Source organism: Bordetella genomosp. 2 (genome assembly GCF_002261345.1).
Lineage (GTDB): Bacteria > Pseudomonadota > Gammaproteobacteria > Burkholderiales > Burkholderiaceae_B > Bordetella_A.
In genome coordinates, this window is record NZ_NEVT01000002.1 from 78,891 (window position 1) to 95,827 (window position 16,937).

Here is a 16,937-nt window from a genome sequence, read left to right on the forward strand (position 1 = left end):
TGGACAGAGGCCGGCATACAGCAGGAAGGAGTCCATCATGAGCAGCGTCACTGTAGACCACGTGTCGCCTGGCCACAGCCACGGTCACGATCACGATGACCACCACGCCACGCCGACCGGCTGGCGTCGCTGGCTATTTGCCACCAACCACAAAGACATCGGGACGATGTACCTCATCTTCTCGTTCGTCATGCTGCTCGAAGGCGGCACGCTGGCCCTGCTGCTGCGCACCGAGCTGTTCGAGCCCGGCCTGCAGTTCTTCCAGCCCGAACTGTTCAACCAGTTCACCACCATGCACGGCCTGATCATGGTGTTCGGCGCGATCATGCCGTCGTTCGTGGGCTTCGCCAACTGGATGATCCCGATGCAGATCGGCGCCTCCGACATGGCTTTCGCCCGCATGAACAACTTCAGCTTCTGGCTGCTGCCCGTGGCCGCCATCATGCTGACCGTCTCGTTCTTCGTGCCGGGCGGCGCCACCGCCGCCGGCTGGACGCTGTACGCGCCGCTGTCGGCCCAGATGGGCCCCGGCATGGACCTGGCCATCTTCGCCGTGCACATCATGGGCGCCTCGTCCATCATGGGCGCCATCAACGTCATCGTCACCATCCTGAACATGCGCGCGCCCGGCATGACGCTGATGAAGATGCCGATGTTCTGCTGGACCTGGCTGATCACCGCGTTCCTGCTGATCGCCGTGATGCCGGTGCTGGCCGCCGCCATCACCATGGTGCTCACCGACCGCCACTTCGGCACCGGCTTCTTCAACGCCGCCGCCGGCGGCGACCCGGTGCTGTACCAGCACGTGTTCTGGTTCTTCGGGCACCCCGAGGTCTACATCATGATCCTGCCGGCCTTCGGCATCGTGTCGGCCATCGTCCCCGCGTTCGCCCGCAAGAAGCTGTTCGGCTACGCCTCGATGGTGTACGCCACGTCGGCCATCGCGGTGCTGTCGTTCATCGTGTGGGCGCACCACATGTTCACCACCGGCATGCCCGTCACCGGCCAGCTGTATTTCATGTACGCCACCATGCTCATCTCCATCCCCACCGGGGTGAAGGTGTTCAACTGGATCGCCACCATGTGGCGCGGCTCCATGACGTTCGAAACCCCGATGCTGTTCGCGGTGGGCTTCATCTTCGTGTTCACCATGGGCGGCTTCACCGGCCTGATCCTGTCGGTGGCCCCGATCGACATCCAGGTGCACGACACTTATTACGTGGTGGCGCACTTCCACTACGTGCTGGTGGCGGGCTCGCTGTTCGCCCTGTTCGCCGGCGCCTACTACTGGGTGCCCAAGTGGACTGGCCGCATGTACAGCGAAAAGCTGGGCAAGCTGCACTTCTGGTCGACGCTGATCTCGTTCAACGTCACGTTCTTCCCCATGCACTTCCTGGGCCTGGCGGGCATGCCGCGCCGCTATGCCGACTACGCCGCGCAGTTCACCACCTTCCACCAGGTGGCCACCATCGGCGCCTTCTGGTTCGGCCTGTCGCAGCTGCTGTTCCTGTGGGCCATCCTGCGCTGCTACCGCGGCAAGGGCGAAGTGGCCGCGGCCAAGCCCTGGGAAGGCGCGGAAGGCCTGGAGTGGACCGTGCCCTCGCCGGCCCCGTTCCACACCTTCACGACCCCGCCGGAAGTGAAGTGAGGAAGTGAAGTAAGCTGTCATGACACCTGAGCAACGCCGTCGCAACAAAATTGTCGGGTTGGTCCTGCTGGCGATCGTCCTTGCCCTCTTCGCGTGGACGTTCTTCCGCGGCTCGGCCATCCTGACCGGCACGGCCGTCAAGTAGGGCGACATGACACAGGACATCCGCGAAGCCTCGCAGCGCAAGCTGAACTTCCTGCAGACCCTCAAGGCGGTGCTGTGGGGCATGTTCGGCGTGCGCAAGGGGGCGGGCTACCAGGAAGACGCCGGCAAGCTCAACCCCGTGCACCTGATCGTGGCGGGCCTGCTGGCAGGCGTCATATTCGTCTTGGTGCTGGTCGCCATCGTGCGCTGGGCGGTGGCCAGCCTGACGTAAGCAACGCATTTCAACAAATCAGTACCAGGGAGAAGACCATGAGTGCAAGCCACTCGGTTCAAGGTAAAGAGGCACCGTATTACTACGTGCCGGCGGACTCGGGCCATCCCGTGCGCACCGCCGTGGCTCTGTTGGCCATGGGTCTTGGCGCGGCCGCCTGGGTGAACGACGTCAGCTGGGGCAAGTGGCTGGTGCTGGTGGGCGTGCTCGGCCTGATCGCGGTCCTGTACTTCTGGTTCGGCGATGCCATCCAGGAATCGGAAAGCGGCCTGAACAGCAAGCGCATCGACCTCTCGTACCGCTGGGGCATGAGCTGGTTCATCTTTTCCGAGGTCATGTTCTTCGCCGGCTTCTTCGGCGCGCTCTGGTACGTGCGCACCATCACCACGCCGTGGCTGGGCGACCTGGACCACAAACTGCTGCTGTGGCCCGACTTCCAGGCCGTGTGGCCCAACTTCGGCCCGGCCGGCGTGGTCGAGCACTTCCAGACGGTCGGCCCGTTCTGGCTGCCCACCATCAACACCGCGCTGCTGCTGTCGTCCGGCGTGACGCTGACCATCGCCCACCACGCGCTGCGCGAGAATCACCGCGGCAAGACCATCTTCTGGCTGTTCGCCACGGTGCTGCTGGGCTTCATCTTCGTGGCCTGTCAGGCCTACGAATACCACCACGCCATCACCGAACTGAACCTGAAGTTCAACTCGGGCGTGTACGGTTCGCTGTTCTACATGCTGACCGGCTTCCACGGCTTCCACGTCATCATGGGCGCCACCATGCTGACCGTGATCCTGATCCGCCTGATGAAGGGCCACTTCACCGCCGACCATCACTTCGGCTTCGAAGGCGCCGCCTGGTACTGGCACTTCGTCGACGTCGTCTGGCTCGGCCTGTACCTGTTCGTCTACTGGTTCTAGGAATAGCCGGGCAGGCGGCAGTCATCGAGGACTGTCGCCTGCCCGGGCCCATCCCCGCTGCGGACAGGGCGGCGCCCTGAATACCTCCGCGAGGGGCATCGCATGCCGGCAGGTGCGTCCAGCGGCAGCGGAACCGGCCCGGCCGGTTCCTATCTAATGCCTGTACTTTCTATCCAGCCCAGGTGGTGGGCCAGCAGAACGAACAGGAACAGGGCTACCGATAGCCCGATACGCACGGTCAACGCATTGACCGTCCGGTTGGTAGTGCCCTTGTCCCTCATCAGGTAGACCAGGGCGGATGCCAGGCTGGCCAGAATGCCGATGAAAGCCAGGGCGACGAGTACGCGCATTTTGGCCTCCGGTTAAAACGGAATTATTGCAGACATGGCTCACTCGGTTCGGCGCACTTTCGCGGCATTGCTCCTGCTGGGCGTGGCCGCCGCCGTACTGGCCTCGCTGGGCGCCTGGCAATTGCGCCGCGCCGACGAACGGCGCGCCGTGCTGGCGGCCATCGAGGCGGGCCGGGCCCAGCCGCCGCTGGCGTTGACCCCGTCCACCCCAGCCGCCGAGCTCACCCCGTGGCGGCCGGCGCAAGCCAGCGGGCAATGGCTGGATCAATACAGCGTACTGCTGGACAACCGCAACCAGGAAGGGCGGCCCGGCTACTGGCTGGCCACCCCTCTGCTGCTGGATCCGCCCGACCGCAGCGCCGTGCTGGTGCTGCGCGGCTGGCTGCCGCGCGGCGCGCCGGGCGCGCCGCCGCCAACCCCGCCGGCCGTGCCGGCCGGCACCGACACGGTAGTGGGCGAGCTGGCCGCGCGCGTGCCGCGCCTGTTCGAACTCTGGTCGCCGGGCGACTCGTCGCGCGGCCAGTTGCCCGCTACACTGCCGGTGGCTGGCGGCGTCGTGCCCCAGGTGCAGAACCTCGAATTGCTGGCCTATGCGCAGGCCACCGGCCTGGCCCTGCTGCCCGCCGTGCTGATGCAATCCGGCGGCGGCGATGCCCTGGTGCGCGACTGGCCGCAGCCCTCGGTGGACTACAACCAGAACCAGGGCTATGCCCTGCAGTGGTTTTCGTTCGCCGCCATCGCGGCGATCGCCTGGCTGGCAGTGGCCTGGCGCGCGCTGCGCCGGCGCAGCTCCCCCGCCCATTGATCCATATCCACAACACGATTCCCAGGAAGAACAAGCTCGTGGCTCGCGAAACCCCTCCCGCTTCCACCACCGCCAGAAAGCGTTCGCTGACGCCGCTGGTGCTGGTGTTCCTGTGCACGCTGGCGCCCATCGTGGTGGCCTTCGTCCTTTACAGCAACCCGCAGTGGTGGCCGGACGAGTCCAGCAACTACGGCACGCTGCTCGACCCGCAGCGCCCCATGCCGCCCGCCGCCGAGCTGCAGCTCACCACGCTGGACGGCCAGCCCTTCGACCTGGAGAGCCTGAAGGGCAAGTGGCTGCTGGTGAGCGCCGGCGAGGCCGCCTGCCCGGAAGCCTGCGCGCGCAAGCTGTTCATCACGCGCAACTCGCATGCCAGCCAGGGCAAGAACGTCGAGCGCCTGGCGCGCGTCTGGTTCATCACGGACGACGGCGAAGTGCCGGCCAAGGTGCTGGAAGCCTATGAAGGCACGGTGATGGTGCGGGCCCGCCCCGACCAGCTGGCGCGCTTCCTGCTGGCGCGCGATACGGCGGCCGGCCAGCCCAGCCTGCTCGATCCGATCTGGATCATCGACCCGCTGGGCAACCTGATGATGCAGTTCCCCGCCAACGCCGACGGCGTCAAGGTGCGCAAGGACATCAGCAAACTGGTCTACAACTCGCGCATCGGCTAGGCCCGCACCATGGAACGCATCAAGCAACGCTACCGCAAGCTGGTCTTCTTCACCTGGTTCCTGACGCTCGACTTGATCATGTTCGGCGCTTTCGTGCGCCTGACCGATTCCGGGCTGGGCTGCCCCGACTGGCCCGGCTGCTACGGCAGCGTGACGCCCCTGGGCGCCATGAGCGACATCCACCAGGCTTCGCAAGCCATGCCGTTCGGCCCGGTCACCCTGTCCAAGGCCTGGATCGAGATGATCCACCGCTACGTCGGCGCCTTCCTGGGCATGCTGATCATCGCCATTGTCTACATGGCCTGGCGCTACCGGCGTGAGCTGGGCCGTTCGCCCGCGCTGGCGGTGGTCACGCTGGTCGCGGTATGCGTGCAGGGCGCCTTCGGGGCCTGGACCGTCACCCACAAGCTGATGCCCGCCGTGGTGACCGCGCACCTGGTCTTCGGGCTGTCGGTGCTGGCGCTGATGACCTGGCTGTCGGCCCGTGAACGCCCGCACCTGCCCCTGGCGGCGCAGGCGGCGCGCTGGCGGCCCTGGCTGGTGGGCGGCTTGCTGTTGCTGCTGGTGCAGATCACCCTGGGCGGGTGGGTCAGCACCAACTATGCGGCCCTGGCCTGCCTGGATTTCCCGACCTGCCACGGCCAGTGGCTGCCCGACATGGATTTCCGCAGCGGCTTCTCGGTCATCCGCGGGCTGGGCGAGCTGCCGTCCGGGGAAATGATCTCGCAGAACGCCCTGACCGCGATCCACTGGGTGCATCGCAATTTCGCCTTCGTGGTGCTGGCCTACCTGGGCGTGCTGGCCTGGCGGCTGCGCGCCGAGCCCGGCCTGCGCGGGCCGGCTACCCTGGTGCTGGCGCTGCTGGCGGCCCAGCTGTTCACCGGCCTGACCACCATCTTCTTCCAGTGGCCCCTGCTGATCGCCGTGCTGCACAACGGCGGCGCGGCCGGCCTGACCCTGGCCTGCGTGGTGATGCTGGTGCGCCTGTCCACCGCCGGGCGCGGCCCGGCGCCGGCCGCCTGAGCCCGCTCGCGTTTAAAATAGCCCCATGACCAGTCTTGCCGCCCCCCAATCCGGACTGCTGCGCCAGTATCTCGTGCTGACCAAGCCGCGCGTGACGCAGCTGGCCGTGTTCTGCGCCATCATCGGCATGTTCCTGGCCGTGCCCGGCCTGCCCGATCCCGGCCGCGTGGTGTTCGGCACGCTGGGCATCTGGCTGCTGGCCGCCGCGGCGTTCGCCATCAATTGCCTGATCGAACAGGAAATCGACGCGCGCATGCTGCGCACCGCGCGGCGCGCCACCGCCCGCGGCACGATCTCGGCCGCGCAAGTCATCACGCTGTCGGGGCTGCTGGGCGGGGCGGGCATGGCGGTGCTGTACCACCTGGTCAACCCGCTCACCATGTGGCTCACCTTCGCCACCTTCGTGGGCTACGCCATCATCTATACCGTCATCCTCAAGCCGCGCACGCCGCAGAACATCGTCATCGGCGGGCTGTCGGGCGCCATGCCGCCCGCCCTGGGCTGGGCCGCGGTGGCCGACGCCGTGCCGGCCGAAGCCTGGGTGCTGGTGCTGATCATCTTCATCTGGACGCCGCCGCACTTCTGGGCGCTGGCCCTGTACCGCAACCACGACTACGCCAAGGCCGGGCTGCCCATGCTGCCGGTCACGCATGGCCAGCAGTTCACCCGCCTGCACATCCTGCTGTACAGCCTGGCGCTGGTGGCCACCACCACGCTGCCGTACGTCATCCGCATGAGCGGCCTGCTCTACCTGGTGTGCGCGCTGGCGCTGGGCGGCATGTTCGTGTCCTATGCATGGCGCCTGTACCGCGAATACAGCGATGCGCTGGCGCGGCGCCTGTTCCGCTTTTCCATCCTGTACCTGGCGCTGCTGTTCGCCGCCTTGCTGGTGGACCACTGGGCCGGCCTGCTGGCCTGATCTCGGAGACCCTGCTTCATGTCCGTGTTTTCCACCCACCGCCGCAGCGTATTGCGTGGCGCGGCGGCCGTTGCGCTGGCGGGCGTGCTGGCCGGTTGCGGCCCGTCGGCCCCCGCGTTCAAGGGCAACGACATCAGCGGCACCCAGCTCGGCAAGAAGCTGGCGCTGACCGACCACAACGGCCAGGCCCGCACCCTGCAGGACTTCTCCGGCAAGGTCACCGTGGTGTTCTTCGGCTTCACCCAGTGCCCCGACGTCTGCCCGACCTCGCTGGCCGAGCTGTCGCAGGTCATGCAGAAGCTCGGCGCGGACGCCGAGCGCGTGCAGGTGCTCATGGTCACCGTCGATCCGGAACGGGATACGCCTGACATCCTCAAGCAATATGTAACCACGTTCGATCCGCGCTTCCTGGGACTGACGGGCACGCCCGACCAGATCAAGCAGGCCGCCGCCTCCTTCAAGGCGTACTACGCCAAGGTGCCCACCGAGGACGGCAAGAACTACACCATGGACCACACCGCCGCGTTCTACCTGTTCGACGGCCGGGGCGAATCGCGGGTGCTGGCCAACAACACGCTGGGCGCGGACGCCCTGGCGCACGACATCAAGGCGCTGCTGGATTCGTAAGCAGGCCGGGGCTCAGGCGGCGCCGTGCGCGGCGCGCCAGCCCAGGTAGGCCGCCAGCGCGGCGGGGCTCAGTTCGCGCGGGTCGATTTCCCGCCGATGACCGATGATCATCAGCGCATAGGGCGTGGCCAGCGCCGAGGCCTCGGCGCACAGCCTTGATTCATCGCCTTGCGACGGCAGGCGGCTGCGCCAATAATTGATGGCCTGTTCGAGCTCGGGCAGGGGAATCGGCTTGTCCATACGGCCATTGTCCCAGAATGCGGGCCGATCGGCCGGGCCGGCCTTGCAAAGGGTCACTATCGCAACACGCCGATACGGCTGCCGGATGCTATACAACGGGCCGTATTGTCGATGGAGAGCCATCATGAACAGTCCCGCATCCCCCGGCGCGTCGCCGCGTCGCGGCCTGCACCCGCTGGTGGCCACCGCGGCCGTGTCGGTCATCGTCCTGTGCGCGGTGGCGGTCGCGGCCCTGGTGGGCTGGCTGCCCACGCCCTGGGCCGAATCCTCCGGCCAGGCCCCGCTGCACGAAGCCCAGGTGCAGGCGGCCCAGGAAGCCCAGCAGGCCCAGCAAGCCCAGCAATCCCAGGACGGCGCGGCCCAGGCGCCGGCCGACAGCGCTCCGCCCGCCGCTGCCCGGCCGGCGCCCGCCAAGGTCGCGAGCGCGCCCAAGGCGCCCGCCAAGCCGGCCGCCTGCGCCACCTGCGGGGTGGTCGAAACCATCCGTCCCATCCAGGTGCCGGTGCAGAACAACGGGCATAACCTGGTGGGCACGGTCGCCGGCGGCGTGGTGGGCGGCGTGGTCGGCCACCAGTTCGGCGGCGGCAGCGGCAAGGACGCGCTGACCGTCCTGGGCGCCGTGGGCGGCGCTTTGGCAGGCCGCGAAATCGAGCGTAATATCAGGCAGCAACAGACCGTGACGCACTACGAGATGATCGTGCGCATGAACGACGGCAGCGCCCGCACCTTCCGCAGCGCGCAGCCGTTCGCCTACGCGTCCGGCGACCACGTGCGGGTCGAGAACGGCCAGGTGCTGCCGCGCTAGGCATCGCAGCGCGTTTCTGGAGACTGAATGTCCGAACCCACTAGCAACCCGTTCGTCCTGCCCGGCCTGGGGCAGGGCGGTGATCTTTCCGGCAATCCCCTGCTGGCCAGCATGGAAATGATGCGCAAGGCCTGGAGCGGGCTGGCCGGTCCGGGCGGCCTGGCGCAAAGCCTGCCGATGACGCCGCCCATGAACCTGGAAGACCTCGAGCGCCGCATTGCCGACCTGCGCACCATCGAAAGCTGGCTGCGCATGAACTTGTCGATGCTCAGCAGCACGATCCAGGGGCTGGAAGTGCAGCGCGCCACCATCGCGACGCTGCGCTCGTTCGTGAACCCCGCCGCCGCGGGCGGCGACGCCTCGCCGCTGGAAGTGGCGTTGGGCTTGAAGCCGGCGCCCGCCGCGCAGCCGCCGGCCGGCCAGCAGAAGCCCGCCGATGCGCCCCAGCCCGAATCCGGCCCGGCCACGACGGCCGAGCAGGTGAACCAGGCGGCGCAGTCCGCCTCGCAGGCATGGTGGAACCTGCTGCAGCAGCAATTCAACCAGATCGCCGCGGCCACCGCCGCCACCTTGCCCGAATCGGCGGCCGTGCCGCCCGCCGCCCCGGCGGACCCGCCCGCCGGCGGCCCGGCCCGGCCCGATGGCGACGCCGCGGCGCCGCGCAAGCGGGCGCCCCGCAAGGCCGCCGCCAAGCGCGCGCCGGCACCACGCAAGTCATAATTTTCCGCTTCAATCATCATGCGGCAGGCAGCCGCCTGCCGCTTCACGCCATTTCCGAATCTCTATGCTAAATGTCGTCATTCTCGCCGCCGGACTGGGCAAACGCATGCAGTCCGATCTTCCCAAAGTGCTGCATTCGCTGGCCGGCAAGCCCATGCTGGAACACGTGCTGGATAGCGCCAGCCAGCTCGAGCCGGGCCGCATCGTCGTGGTGGTGGGTCATGGCGCCGACCGTGTGCGCGGCGCCTACGAAGGCCGCGCCGACCTGAGCTTCGCCTTGCAGCAGCCCCAGCACGGCACCGGCCACGCGGTACAGCAGGCCGTGCCGCTGCTGCAGGAAGACGGCAAGGACGACGTGACGCTGGTGCTGTACGGCGATGTGCCGCTGGTGCAGGCCGACACGCTGCGCCGTCTGCTCGAGGCGCGCGGCCAGGGCATGGCCGTGCTGACCGAAATCCTGGACGACGCCACCGGCTATGGCCGCATCGTGCGCGACGACCAGGGCCACGTGGTGCGCATCGTCGAGCACAAGGACGCCAGCGAAGCCGAGCGCGCCATCCGCGAAGTCAATACCGGCATCCTGGTCGCGCCGACCGCCAAGCTGAAAGACTGGCTCGGCCGCATCGACAACAACAATGCGCAGGGCGAGTACTACCTGACCGACGTGGTCGGCCTGGCGGTGGCGGACGGCGTGCCCGTGGGCGCCGCCCAGCCGGCTGCCGGCTGGGAAACGCTGGGCGTCAACAGCCGCGTGCAGCAGGCCGAACTGGAACGGCGCTGGCAGCGCGAGCAGGCGCGCCGCCTGCTCGAAGCCGGCGTGACGCTGGCCGATCCGGAACGCTTCGACGTGCGCGGCACGCTGGTTTGCGGCCGCGACGTGTTCATCGACGTGGGCTGCGTCTTCGAAGGCACGGTGGAGCTGGCCGACGGCGTGCGCGTCGGCCCGCATTGCGTGCTGCGCGACGTTGCCGTGGGCGCGGGCACGCAGATCGACGCCTTCAGCCACGTGCAGCAGGCCGCCATCGGCCGCGATGCCCGCATCGGCCCCTACGCCCGGTTGCGGCCGGGCGCGCGCCTGGGCGACCGCAGCCACGTCGGCAACTTCGTGGAAATCAAGAACAGCGTGCTCGACGCCGACAGCAAGGCCAACCACCTGGCGTATATCGGCGATGCCGACATCGGCGCCCGGGTGAACGTGGGCGCCGGCACCATCACCTGCAACTACGATGGCGCCAACAAGCATCGCACGATCATCGAGGACGACGCCTTCATCGGCTCGGACACGCAATTGGTCGCGCCGGTGCGCGTGGGCAAGGGTGCGACGCTGGGGGCGGGCACCACTCTGACGCGCGACGCGCCGGCCGGGCAGCTTACGGTCTCGCGCAGCCGGCAGACCACCGTGGACGGCTGGCAGCGCCCCCAGAAAAAATCGTGAGCGCCGAGCGACCCGCCTCGGCTTCTCCAGGCCGTCCGGCCCTGCCCGACGGCCTGCCCGCTCCCCGGCGCTATTGGGCCGCCGCCACCGTCCTCACCGGCATCAGCATGTCGGTGCTGGACACCACCATCGCCAACGTGGCGTTGCCCACCATCGCCACGGACCTGAACGCGCAGCCGTCCCAGGCGGTGTGGATCGTCAACGCCTACAACCTGGCGGTCGTGGTGCTGCTGCTGCCCCTGTCGGCGCTGGCCGAGCGCATCGGCTTTCGGCGCATGTTCACCATCGGCCTGGGCCTGTTCGCGACCGCCTCGCTGTGCGGCGCCCTGTCCACCGCGCTATGGCAGCTGACGTTGGCACGCGTGGTGCAGGGCGTCGGCGCGGCCTCGCTGATGTGCATGTTCGGCGGGCTGGTGCGCAATATCTACCCGCTGCGCATGCTGGGCCGCGGCATCAGCCTGAACGCCACCACGGTGGCGGTCATGTCGGTGCTGGGGCCCACCCTGGGCTCGATCATCCTCGAGGTTGCGCACTGGCGCTGGATCTTCGCCATCAACCTGCCCGTCTGCGCCGGGGTGATGCTGGGCCTGCGGCACCTGCCCGAAGTGCCCCGCAACAATGTGCGGCTGGACTGGCTGAGCGCCCTGCTGTGCATGCTGACCCTGGGCGTGTTCATTTCGGGGGTCGACACCCTGGGGCAGAGCGCCTGGCAGGGCGTGGCCATGATCGTCTTCGCCACGGTGGCCGGCTGGCTGCTGGTGCGGCGCGCCGGCAACCAGCCGGCCCCGCTGGTGCCGGTGGACCTGCTGCGCATCCGGCCGCTGGCTTTCGCGGTGGCCGCCTCGGCATGCACCTTCGCGGCACAGATGGCTTCGTACGTGTCCTTGCCGTTCTACTTCCAGCAGGTGCTGGGCCGTCCCTACCTGGAGGTCGGCATGCTGATGGGCGCCTGGCCGGTGGGAACGGCCATCGTGGCGCCGCTGGCCGGCCGCATGTCGGACCGCTATTCGGCCGCCACGCTCAGCGGTGTCGGCGCGGCGGTCATGGTCGCCGGCCTGGCCGCGCTGGCCCTGCTGCCGCTGAGCGCCAGCAATCCCTGGATCATGGCCGCGATGTTCGTGGTCGGCATGGGCTTCGGTTTTTTCCAGACGCCCAACAACCGCGCCATGCTGTCCTCCGCGCCGCGCCAGCGCAGTGGCGCCGCCGGAGGGCTGCAAGCCACCACGCGGGTGTTTGGCCAGAGCTTCGGCACCGCGCTGGTGGCCATCGCCTTCGCCGTCGGCGGGGCGCGCGGGCCGACATTCGCGCTGCTGCTGGCCACCGTGTGCGCCGCGCTGGCGGTCGGCGTGAACGCGGTACGGGTCAACAAGCTGAAGACCTCATAGGGCGAACGCGCGCCGGCCCCCGGCGCGGCGTCCCTCTATAATTTGCCCAACGGACCCCTATAGGCATTGCGCATGAAAATCACGGTAATCGGCACGGGCTACGTTGGACTGGTTTCGGGCGCCTGCCTGGCCGACATGGGCAACGAGGTCATGTGCCTGGATGTCGACGCGGCCAAGATCCAGACCTTGCAGCAGGGCGGCATTCCCATCTACGAACCCGGCCTGGAAGAGCTCGTCAAGCGCAATGCCCAGGCCGGCCGCCTGCGATTCACCACCGATGTCGCCGCCAGCGTGGCCTTCGGCGACGTGCAGTTCATCGCCGTGGGCACGCCGCCCGGCGAAGACGGTTCGGCCGACCTGCAGCACGTACTGGCCGCGGCCCGCAATATCGCGCGCCACATGACGACCCGCAAGGTCGTGGTCGACAAATCCACCGTGCCTGTCGGCACTGCCGACAAAGTCAGGCAGGCCATCGCCGAGGTGCTGGCCGGGCGCGGCGTGGACGTTCCTTTCAGCGTGGCCTCCAACCCCGAGTTCCTGAAGGAAGGCGCGGCCATCAAGGACTTCATGAGCCCCGACCGCATCATCGTGGGCGCCGACGACGATTACGCCGTCGATGTGATGCGGCGCATCTACGCGCCCTTCCAGCGCACCCACGAGCGCCTGATGGTCATGGACGTGCGCTCGGCCGAGCTCACCAAGTACGCCGCCAACGCCATGCTGGCCACCCGCATCTCGTTCATGAACGAGATGGCCAACCTGGCCGAGGCCTTGGGCGCCGACATCGAGCAGGTGCGGCGCGGCATCGGCGCCGATCCGCGCATCGGCTATCACTTCCTGTACCCCGGCGTGGGCTACGGCGGCTCGTGTTTCCCCAAGGATGTGCAGGCGCTGGCGCGCACCGCCGCGGAACACGGCCTGCCGATGCGCGTGGTCGCGGCCGCCGAGGCGGCCAACGACGCGCAGAAGCTGCGCCTGTCGCAAAAAGTGGTGGCGCGCTACGGCGAGGACTTGTCCGGCCGCAGGTTCGCCTTGTGGGGCCTGGCCTTCAAGCCCAATACCGACGACATGCGCGAGGCGCCCAGCCTGACCGCCATCGCCGAACTGACCCGGCGCGGCGCGCGCGTGCGCGCCTACGATCCCATCGCCATGCCGCACGCGCGCCAGCTGCTGGCCGGCAATGCGGCGGTCGAGTTCGCCGACGACATGTACCAGGCGCTGGACGGCGCGGACGGCCTGCTCATCGCCACCGAATGGAAGGTGTTCCGCGCGCCCGACCTGGAGCGCGTGCGCGCCCTGCTCAAGGCGCCGCTGGTGATCGACGGCCGCAACCTGTATTCGCCCGCCGACATGCGCGCCCAGGGCTTCGAGTACCAGGGCATCGGGCGGTCATGAGGATCCTGCAGCTCAACTTCGAGAAAGGCTGGCGCGGCGGCGAGCGCCAGACGCTGTACTGCATGCGCGCGTTCCGCGCGGCGGGGCACGAGGTCGAGCTGCTGTGCCGCGCCGGCGGCCCGCTGCAAGCGCGCGCCGGCGAAGAGGGCTTCATCGCCCATGGCGTGCGCAACGTGCCGGCCCAGCTGGCCTTCCTCGCGCGCGCCGGGCGCGGCTACGACATCATCCATGCGCAGACCGCCAACACCGTCACCTGGGCCGTGCTGACCAAGGCCCTGCATCGCCGTCCGGTGGCGTTTTCGCGGCGCACGTCGTTCGTGGTCGAGCCCAACGAGGAATGGAAGACCGGCGCCAAATGGCGCCGCGTCGACTGCTTCGTCGCCATCAGCGAGATGGCGGCGGCCGAGCCGCGCCGGCTCGGACTGCAGCCCGTCATCATCCGCAGCGCGGTCGAGCCGCACGTCATCGACCGCGCCAACGTCGACCGCCTGGCCGACGAGCTGGGCCTGCGCGGCCGCAAAGTGCTGGCCACATCGGCCGCGCTGATCCGCGACAAGGACCCCTTGACGCTGATCCGGGCGGTCGGCGAGCTGGCCCGCACGCGCGCTGACTTCGTTTTCGTGCACTTCGGCGCCGGCGGCGACCGCGAGGCCGAATCGCGCGCCGAGGTCCAGCGGCTGGGCTTGCAGGACGTCTACCTGTTCGCCGGCTTCCGCAAGGGCGTCGAGGATTTCTACAGCATCTTCGACGTCTTCGTCATGAGCTCCCAGGAAGAGGCCCTGGGCAGCAGCGTGCTGGACGCCTTCCTGCAGCGCGTGCCGGTGGTGTCGACCGACGCCGGCGGCTTGAAGGAAAGCGTGGCCGACGGCCGCGGCGTGCTGTGCCCCACCGGCGACGCGCATGCCCTGGCCCAGGGCATGGCGCGCTGCCTGGACGACGCCGCGTTCCGCGCCGACTGCACGCAGCGCGCCTACGATTACGTGCGCACCGAGCACGACGTCACCGAAATGGGCCGCCGCTACCTGGCGCAGTTCGAGCAGTTGCTGGCGCGGCGGGGATAGGCCTGCACCTGCGAAGAACACCTGCGGCGCCTACTCCGCCGATACGTCGATCCGCGTCTCGAACTTGGACCGGTGCACCGAGAAGAATGTCCGCACATTGCGCACATTCGCCTGTGCCGTGAAGGCCCGGTGCACCAGCGCATGGTAGGCCGGCATGTCGCGCACCTGCGCCACCACCACGAAATCCGGCCCGGGCGACACGCGGTAGCACTGCAGCACGGCCGGCTCGTCCACCAGGCTGCGCTCGAAGGCGTCCAGGCTCTCGGCCGCCTGCACATCCAGGGTGATCTCGACGATGGCGGTCAGCGTGCTGCCGAGTTTCTCCGGCGCCAGGATCGCCACTTGCCGATCGACCACCCCCGTTTCCACCAAACGGCGCACCCGCCGCAGGCAGGTCGGCGGCGACGCATGCACGCGCGCGGCCAGTTCCTGGTTGGTCAGCGCGCAGTCGCATTGCAGCTGGTCCAGGATGCGGCGGTCCAGATCGTCCAGTTCGACAGGGCTGGCAGGTGTTTCTTGCATTTATATTTCACTGAACAGGGAGATACGAAATAATATTTAATCACTTTTCTGTAAGAAAATCAGCTTTCACATAAGCCGAAAGAAAGAAATCAAATTTCAGCCGGGGAGGCGCACAATGCGCCGATACGCAAATTCACGGAGATTCCCCTATGTGCGGCATTGTTGGCGCCGTCGCCCAGCGCGACATCACCCCGATCCTGGTCGAAGGCCTGAAGCGGCTGGAATACCGCGGCTACGACTCGTGCGGCGTGGCGCTGTACATCGACGGCCACCTGCGCCGCACGCGCAGCACGCAGCGCGTGTCCGAGCTGGCCGACCAGATCGCCCAGGACAAGCTGGCCGGTTTCACCGGCATCGCCCACACCCGCTGGGCCACCCACGGCGTGCCGGCCACCCACAACGCCCACCCGCATTTCTCGCACCTGGGCAAGGACGAGCCGCGCATCGCGCTGGTGCACAACGGCATCATCGAGAACCACGACGAGCTGCGCGCCGAGCTGCAGGCCGCCGGCTATGTCTTCGAAAGCCAGACCGACACCGAAGTCATCGCGCACCTGGTCAACCACCTGTACAACGGCGACCTGTTCGAGGCCGTGCAACAGGCGGTGCGCCGCCTGCATGGCGCCTACGCCATCGCCGTGTTCTGCCGCGACGAGCCGCACCGCGTGGTGGGCGCGCGCCAGGGCTCGCCCCTGGTGGTGGGCGTGGGCCAGAACGAGAACTTCCTCGCTTCCGACGCCCTGGCCCTGGCCGGCACCACCGACCAGATCATCTACCTGGAAGACGGCGACGTGGTCGACCTGCAGCTGTCGCGCGTGTGGATCACCGACATGGAAGGCAAGCCGGTCGAGCGCAAGGTCAACACCGTGCAGGTGCATACCGGCGCGGCCGAGCTGGGCCCGTACCGCCACTACATGCAGAAGGAAATCTTCGAGCAGCCGCGCGCGGTCGGCGATACCTTGCAGGACATCGAGTCCGTGACGCCCGAGCTGTTCGGCGACGAAGCCTACAAGATCTTCAAGGACATCGACTCGCTGCTGATCCTGGCGTGCGGCACCAGCTACTACGCCGGCCTGACCGCCAAGTACTGGATCGAATCCATCGCCAAGATCCCCGTCGCGGTCGAGATCGCCAGCGAATACCGCTACCGCGACAGCGTGCCGAACCCGCGCAGCCTGGTGGTCACCATCTCGCAATCGGGCGAGACCGCCGACACCCTGGCCGCGCTCAAGCACGCGCGTTCGCTCGGCATGGAACACACGCTGACCATCTGCAACGTGGCCACCAGCGCCATGGTGCGTGAGTGCAAGCTGTCGTACATCACCCGCGCCGGCGTCGAGATCGGCGTTGCCTCGACCAAGGCCTTCACCACCCAGCTGACGGCGCTGTTCCTGTTGACGCTGGCGCTGGCCCAGACGCGCGGCCACCTCAGCGCCGAGCAGGAAGCCCAGCACCTGAAGGACCTGCGCCACCTGCCCGCGGCCATCGGCTCGGTGCTGGCGCTGGAGCCGCAGATCATGGCCTGGGCGGATCGTTTCGCCAGCAAGGAAAATGCCTTGTTCCTGGGGCGCGGCATGCACTATCCCATCGCCCTGGAAGGCGCGCTGAAGCTGAAGGAGATCAGCTACATCCACGCCGAGGCCTATCCGGCCGGCGAGCTCAAGCACGGGCCGCTGGCGCTCGTCACCGAGCAAATGCCGGTGGTCACCATCGCGCCCAACGACGCCCTGCTGGAAAAGCTGAAGTCGAACATGCAGGAAGTGCGCGCCCGCGGCGGCGAACTGTATGTATTCGCCGACGGCGACAGCCGCATCACCAGCAGCGACGGCATGCACGTGATCCGCATGCCCGAGCACTACGGCGCCTTGTCGCCGATCCTGCACACGGTGCCGCTGCAGCTGCTGTCGTACCACACCGCGTGCGCCCGTGGCACGGACGTGGACAAGCCGCGCAACCTGGCGAAGAGCGTGACGGTGGAGTGAGCGAGAGCGGATTCCCGCAAGGCTTGAAAACGGGAAGCAAAGCCGGTCGCGCGGAATAA

At 68.1% G+C, this 16,937-nt stretch carries 19 protein-coding genes; 16 read left to right on the forward strand and 3 right to left on the reverse strand.

The genetic code is table 11. The annotated features are described in order from the left end of the window. Positions 1 to 37: 37 nt before the first annotated feature. Genes ctaD through CAL24_RS00915 form a run of 4 tightly spaced genes read left to right on the forward strand, consistent with a single transcriptional unit; the run spans position 38 to position 2,938 of the window. The gene (gene ctaD, locus CAL24_RS00905) at positions 38 to 1,648 is read left to right on the forward strand and encodes a cytochrome c oxidase subunit I (RefSeq protein WP_028353704.1); all 1,611 of its coding nucleotides are present in this window, start codon (positions 38 to 40) and stop codon (positions 1,646 to 1,648) included. A gap of 19 nt (positions 1,649 to 1,667) precedes the next feature. Next, positions 1,668 to 1,793 carry a cytochrome oxidase small assembly protein gene (locus CAL24_RS24210; protein ID WP_028353703.1) on the forward strand — a complete coding sequence of 42 codons (126 nt, stop codon included), beginning with the start codon at positions 1,668 to 1,670 and terminating at the stop codon, positions 1,791 to 1,793. A gap of 6 nt (positions 1,794 to 1,799) precedes the next feature. Beyond that, positions 1,800 to 2,024: a DUF2970 domain-containing protein gene (locus CAL24_RS00910; protein WP_028353702.1), complete on the forward strand. Its 225-nt coding sequence runs from the start codon at positions 1,800 to 1,802 to the stop codon at positions 2,022 to 2,024. Positions 2,025 to 2,062: 38 nt separating this feature from the next. Beyond that, on the forward strand, positions 2,063 to 2,938 hold the full coding sequence (locus CAL24_RS00915) for a cytochrome c oxidase subunit 3 (RefSeq protein WP_028353701.1): 876 nt from the start codon (positions 2,063 to 2,065) through the stop codon (positions 2,936 to 2,938). 149 nt (positions 2,939 to 3,087) lie between these two features. Here the strand turns inward: CAL24_RS00915 and CAL24_RS00920 are convergent, their stop codons facing one another. Next, positions 3,088 to 3,288, reverse strand: a complete 201-nt coding sequence (locus tag CAL24_RS00920; protein ID WP_028353700.1) for a twin transmembrane helix small protein — start codon at positions 3,286 to 3,288, stop codon at positions 3,088 to 3,090. A 34-nt stretch (positions 3,289 to 3,322) separates the two neighbouring features. On the opposite strand from CAL24_RS00920, the gene CAL24_RS00925 reads away from it, so the two are divergent. The 5 genes from CAL24_RS00925 to CAL24_RS00945 are packed head-to-tail and all read left to right on the forward strand — an operon-like array spanning position 3,323 to position 7,333. Then, positions 3,323 to 4,093: an SURF1 family protein gene (locus CAL24_RS00925; protein ID WP_094805485.1), complete on the forward strand. Its 771-nt coding sequence runs from the start codon at positions 3,323 to 3,325 to the stop codon at positions 4,091 to 4,093. 38 nt (positions 4,094 to 4,131) lie between these two features. Next, complete coding sequence (locus CAL24_RS00930) at positions 4,132 to 4,764, forward strand: SCO family protein (protein ID WP_094805592.1); 633 nt, start codon at positions 4,132 to 4,134, stop codon at positions 4,762 to 4,764. A gap of 9 nt (positions 4,765 to 4,773) precedes the next feature. Next, positions 4,774 to 5,787: a COX15/CtaA family protein gene (locus CAL24_RS00935; RefSeq protein ID WP_028353697.1), complete on the forward strand. Its 1,014-nt coding sequence runs from the start codon at positions 4,774 to 4,776 to the stop codon at positions 5,785 to 5,787. A gap of 25 nt (positions 5,788 to 5,812) precedes the next feature. Beyond that, complete coding sequence (gene cyoE / locus CAL24_RS00940) at positions 5,813 to 6,706, forward strand: heme o synthase (protein ID WP_094805486.1); 894 nt, start codon at positions 5,813 to 5,815, stop codon at positions 6,704 to 6,706. Positions 6,707 to 6,724: 18 nt separating this feature from the next. Further along, positions 6,725 to 7,333: an SCO family protein gene (locus CAL24_RS00945; RefSeq protein ID WP_028353695.1), complete on the forward strand. Its 609-nt coding sequence runs from the start codon at positions 6,725 to 6,727 to the stop codon at positions 7,331 to 7,333. 12 nt (positions 7,334 to 7,345) lie between these two features. Here CAL24_RS00945 and CAL24_RS00950 read toward each other — a convergent pair whose 3' ends face one another. Next, positions 7,346 to 7,573, reverse strand: coding sequence for a DUF3717 domain-containing protein (locus tag CAL24_RS00950; protein ID WP_028353694.1), 228 nt, complete (start codon positions 7,571 to 7,573; stop codon positions 7,346 to 7,348). Between the two features lie 124 nt (positions 7,574 to 7,697). Here CAL24_RS00950 and CAL24_RS00955 point away from each other — a divergent pair, with 124 nt between their 5' ends. The 6 genes from CAL24_RS00955 (at position 7,698) to CAL24_RS00980 (ending at position 14,374) form a co-directional block, all read left to right on the forward strand. After that, positions 7,698 to 8,378 (forward strand): glycine zipper 2TM domain-containing protein, encoded by a 681-nt coding sequence (locus tag CAL24_RS00955; RefSeq protein WP_028353693.1) that lies wholly within the window; start codon positions 7,698 to 7,700, stop codon positions 8,376 to 8,378. A 27-nt stretch (positions 8,379 to 8,405) separates the two neighbouring features. Further along, entirely contained in the window at positions 8,406 to 9,098 is a 693-nt protein-coding gene (locus CAL24_RS00960) for a PhaM family polyhydroxyalkanoate granule multifunctional regulatory protein (protein ID WP_028353692.1), read from the forward strand. A 64-nt stretch (positions 9,099 to 9,162) separates the two neighbouring features. Further along, positions 9,163 to 10,533, forward strand: a complete 1,371-nt coding sequence (gene glmU, locus CAL24_RS00965) for a bifunctional UDP-N-acetylglucosamine diphosphorylase/glucosamine-1-phosphate N-acetyltransferase GlmU (protein WP_028353691.1) — start codon at positions 9,163 to 9,165, stop codon at positions 10,531 to 10,533. Then, on the forward strand, positions 10,530 to 11,918 hold the full coding sequence (locus tag CAL24_RS00970) for an MFS transporter (RefSeq protein ID WP_081760368.1): 1,389 nt from the start codon (positions 10,530 to 10,532) through the stop codon (positions 11,916 to 11,918). The genes glmU and CAL24_RS00970 overlap by 4 nt, the downstream gene beginning before the upstream one ends. A 72-nt stretch (positions 11,919 to 11,990) precedes the next feature. Continuing rightward, positions 11,991 to 13,313, forward strand: a complete 1,323-nt coding sequence (locus CAL24_RS00975) for a UDP-glucose dehydrogenase family protein (protein ID WP_028353689.1) — start codon at positions 11,991 to 11,993, stop codon at positions 13,311 to 13,313. Continuing rightward, positions 13,310 to 14,374, forward strand: a complete 1,065-nt coding sequence (locus tag CAL24_RS00980; protein ID WP_028353688.1) for a glycosyltransferase family 4 protein — start codon at positions 13,310 to 13,312, stop codon at positions 14,372 to 14,374. The genes CAL24_RS00975 and CAL24_RS00980 overlap by 4 nt, the downstream gene beginning before the upstream one ends. A 30-nt stretch (positions 14,375 to 14,404) precedes the next feature. Here the strand turns inward: CAL24_RS00980 and CAL24_RS00985 are convergent, their stop codons facing one another. Next, positions 14,405 to 14,896 (reverse strand): Lrp/AsnC family transcriptional regulator, encoded by a 492-nt coding sequence (locus CAL24_RS00985; RefSeq protein ID WP_094805487.1) that lies wholly within the window; start codon positions 14,894 to 14,896, stop codon positions 14,405 to 14,407. A gap of 149 nt (positions 14,897 to 15,045) precedes the next feature. Between CAL24_RS00985 and glmS the strand changes: the two genes are divergently transcribed. Continuing rightward, positions 15,046 to 16,878 (forward strand): glutamine--fructose-6-phosphate transaminase (isomerizing), encoded by a 1,833-nt coding sequence (gene glmS, locus CAL24_RS00990; protein WP_028353686.1) that lies wholly within the window; start codon positions 15,046 to 15,048, stop codon positions 16,876 to 16,878. The last annotated feature ends 59 nt before the right edge of the window (positions 16,879 to 16,937 follow it).

Excerpts from the sequence above, each read along its gene's own strand:
- ctaD (WP_028353704.1), top strand. The coding sequence starts at position 38 with ATGAGCAGCGTCACTGTAGACCACGTGTCGCCTGGCCACAGCCACGGT.
- CAL24_RS24210 (WP_028353703.1), top strand. The coding sequence starts at position 1,668 with ATGACACCTGAGCAACGCCGTCGCAACAAAATTGTCGGGTTGGTCCTG.
- CAL24_RS00910 (WP_028353702.1), top strand. The coding sequence starts at position 1,800 with ATGACACAGGACATCCGCGAAGCCTCGCAGCGCAAGCTGAACTTCCTG.
- CAL24_RS00915 (WP_028353701.1), top strand. The coding sequence starts at position 2,063 with ATGAGTGCAAGCCACTCGGTTCAAGGTAAAGAGGCACCGTATTACTAC.
- CAL24_RS00920 (WP_028353700.1), bottom strand. The coding sequence starts at position 3,288 with ATGCGCGTACTCGTCGCCCTGGCTTTCATCGGCATTCTGGCCAGCCTG.
- CAL24_RS00925 (WP_094805485.1), top strand. The coding sequence starts at position 3,323 with ATGGCTCACTCGGTTCGGCGCACTTTCGCGGCATTGCTCCTGCTGGGC.
- CAL24_RS00935 (WP_028353697.1), top strand. The coding sequence starts at position 4,774 with ATGGAACGCATCAAGCAACGCTACCGCAAGCTGGTCTTCTTCACCTGG.
- cyoE (WP_094805486.1), top strand. The coding sequence starts at position 5,813 with ATGACCAGTCTTGCCGCCCCCCAATCCGGACTGCTGCGCCAGTATCTC.
- CAL24_RS00945 (WP_028353695.1), top strand. The coding sequence starts at position 6,725 with ATGTCCGTGTTTTCCACCCACCGCCGCAGCGTATTGCGTGGCGCGGCG.
- CAL24_RS00950 (WP_028353694.1), bottom strand. The coding sequence starts at position 7,573 with ATGGACAAGCCGATTCCCCTGCCCGAGCTCGAACAGGCCATCAATTAT.
- CAL24_RS00955 (WP_028353693.1), top strand. The coding sequence starts at position 7,698 with ATGAACAGTCCCGCATCCCCCGGCGCGTCGCCGCGTCGCGGCCTGCAC.
- CAL24_RS00960 (WP_028353692.1), top strand. The coding sequence starts at position 8,406 with ATGTCCGAACCCACTAGCAACCCGTTCGTCCTGCCCGGCCTGGGGCAG.
- glmU (WP_028353691.1), top strand. The coding sequence starts at position 9,163 with ATGCTAAATGTCGTCATTCTCGCCGCCGGACTGGGCAAACGCATGCAG.
- CAL24_RS00975 (WP_028353689.1), top strand. The coding sequence starts at position 11,991 with ATGAAAATCACGGTAATCGGCACGGGCTACGTTGGACTGGTTTCGGGC.
- CAL24_RS00980 (WP_028353688.1), top strand. The coding sequence starts at position 13,310 with ATGAGGATCCTGCAGCTCAACTTCGAGAAAGGCTGGCGCGGCGGCGAG.
- CAL24_RS00985 (WP_094805487.1), bottom strand. The coding sequence starts at position 14,896 with ATGCAAGAAACACCTGCCAGCCCTGTCGAACTGGACGATCTGGACCGC.
- glmS (WP_028353686.1), top strand. The coding sequence starts at position 15,046 with ATGTGCGGCATTGTTGGCGCCGTCGCCCAGCGCGACATCACCCCGATC.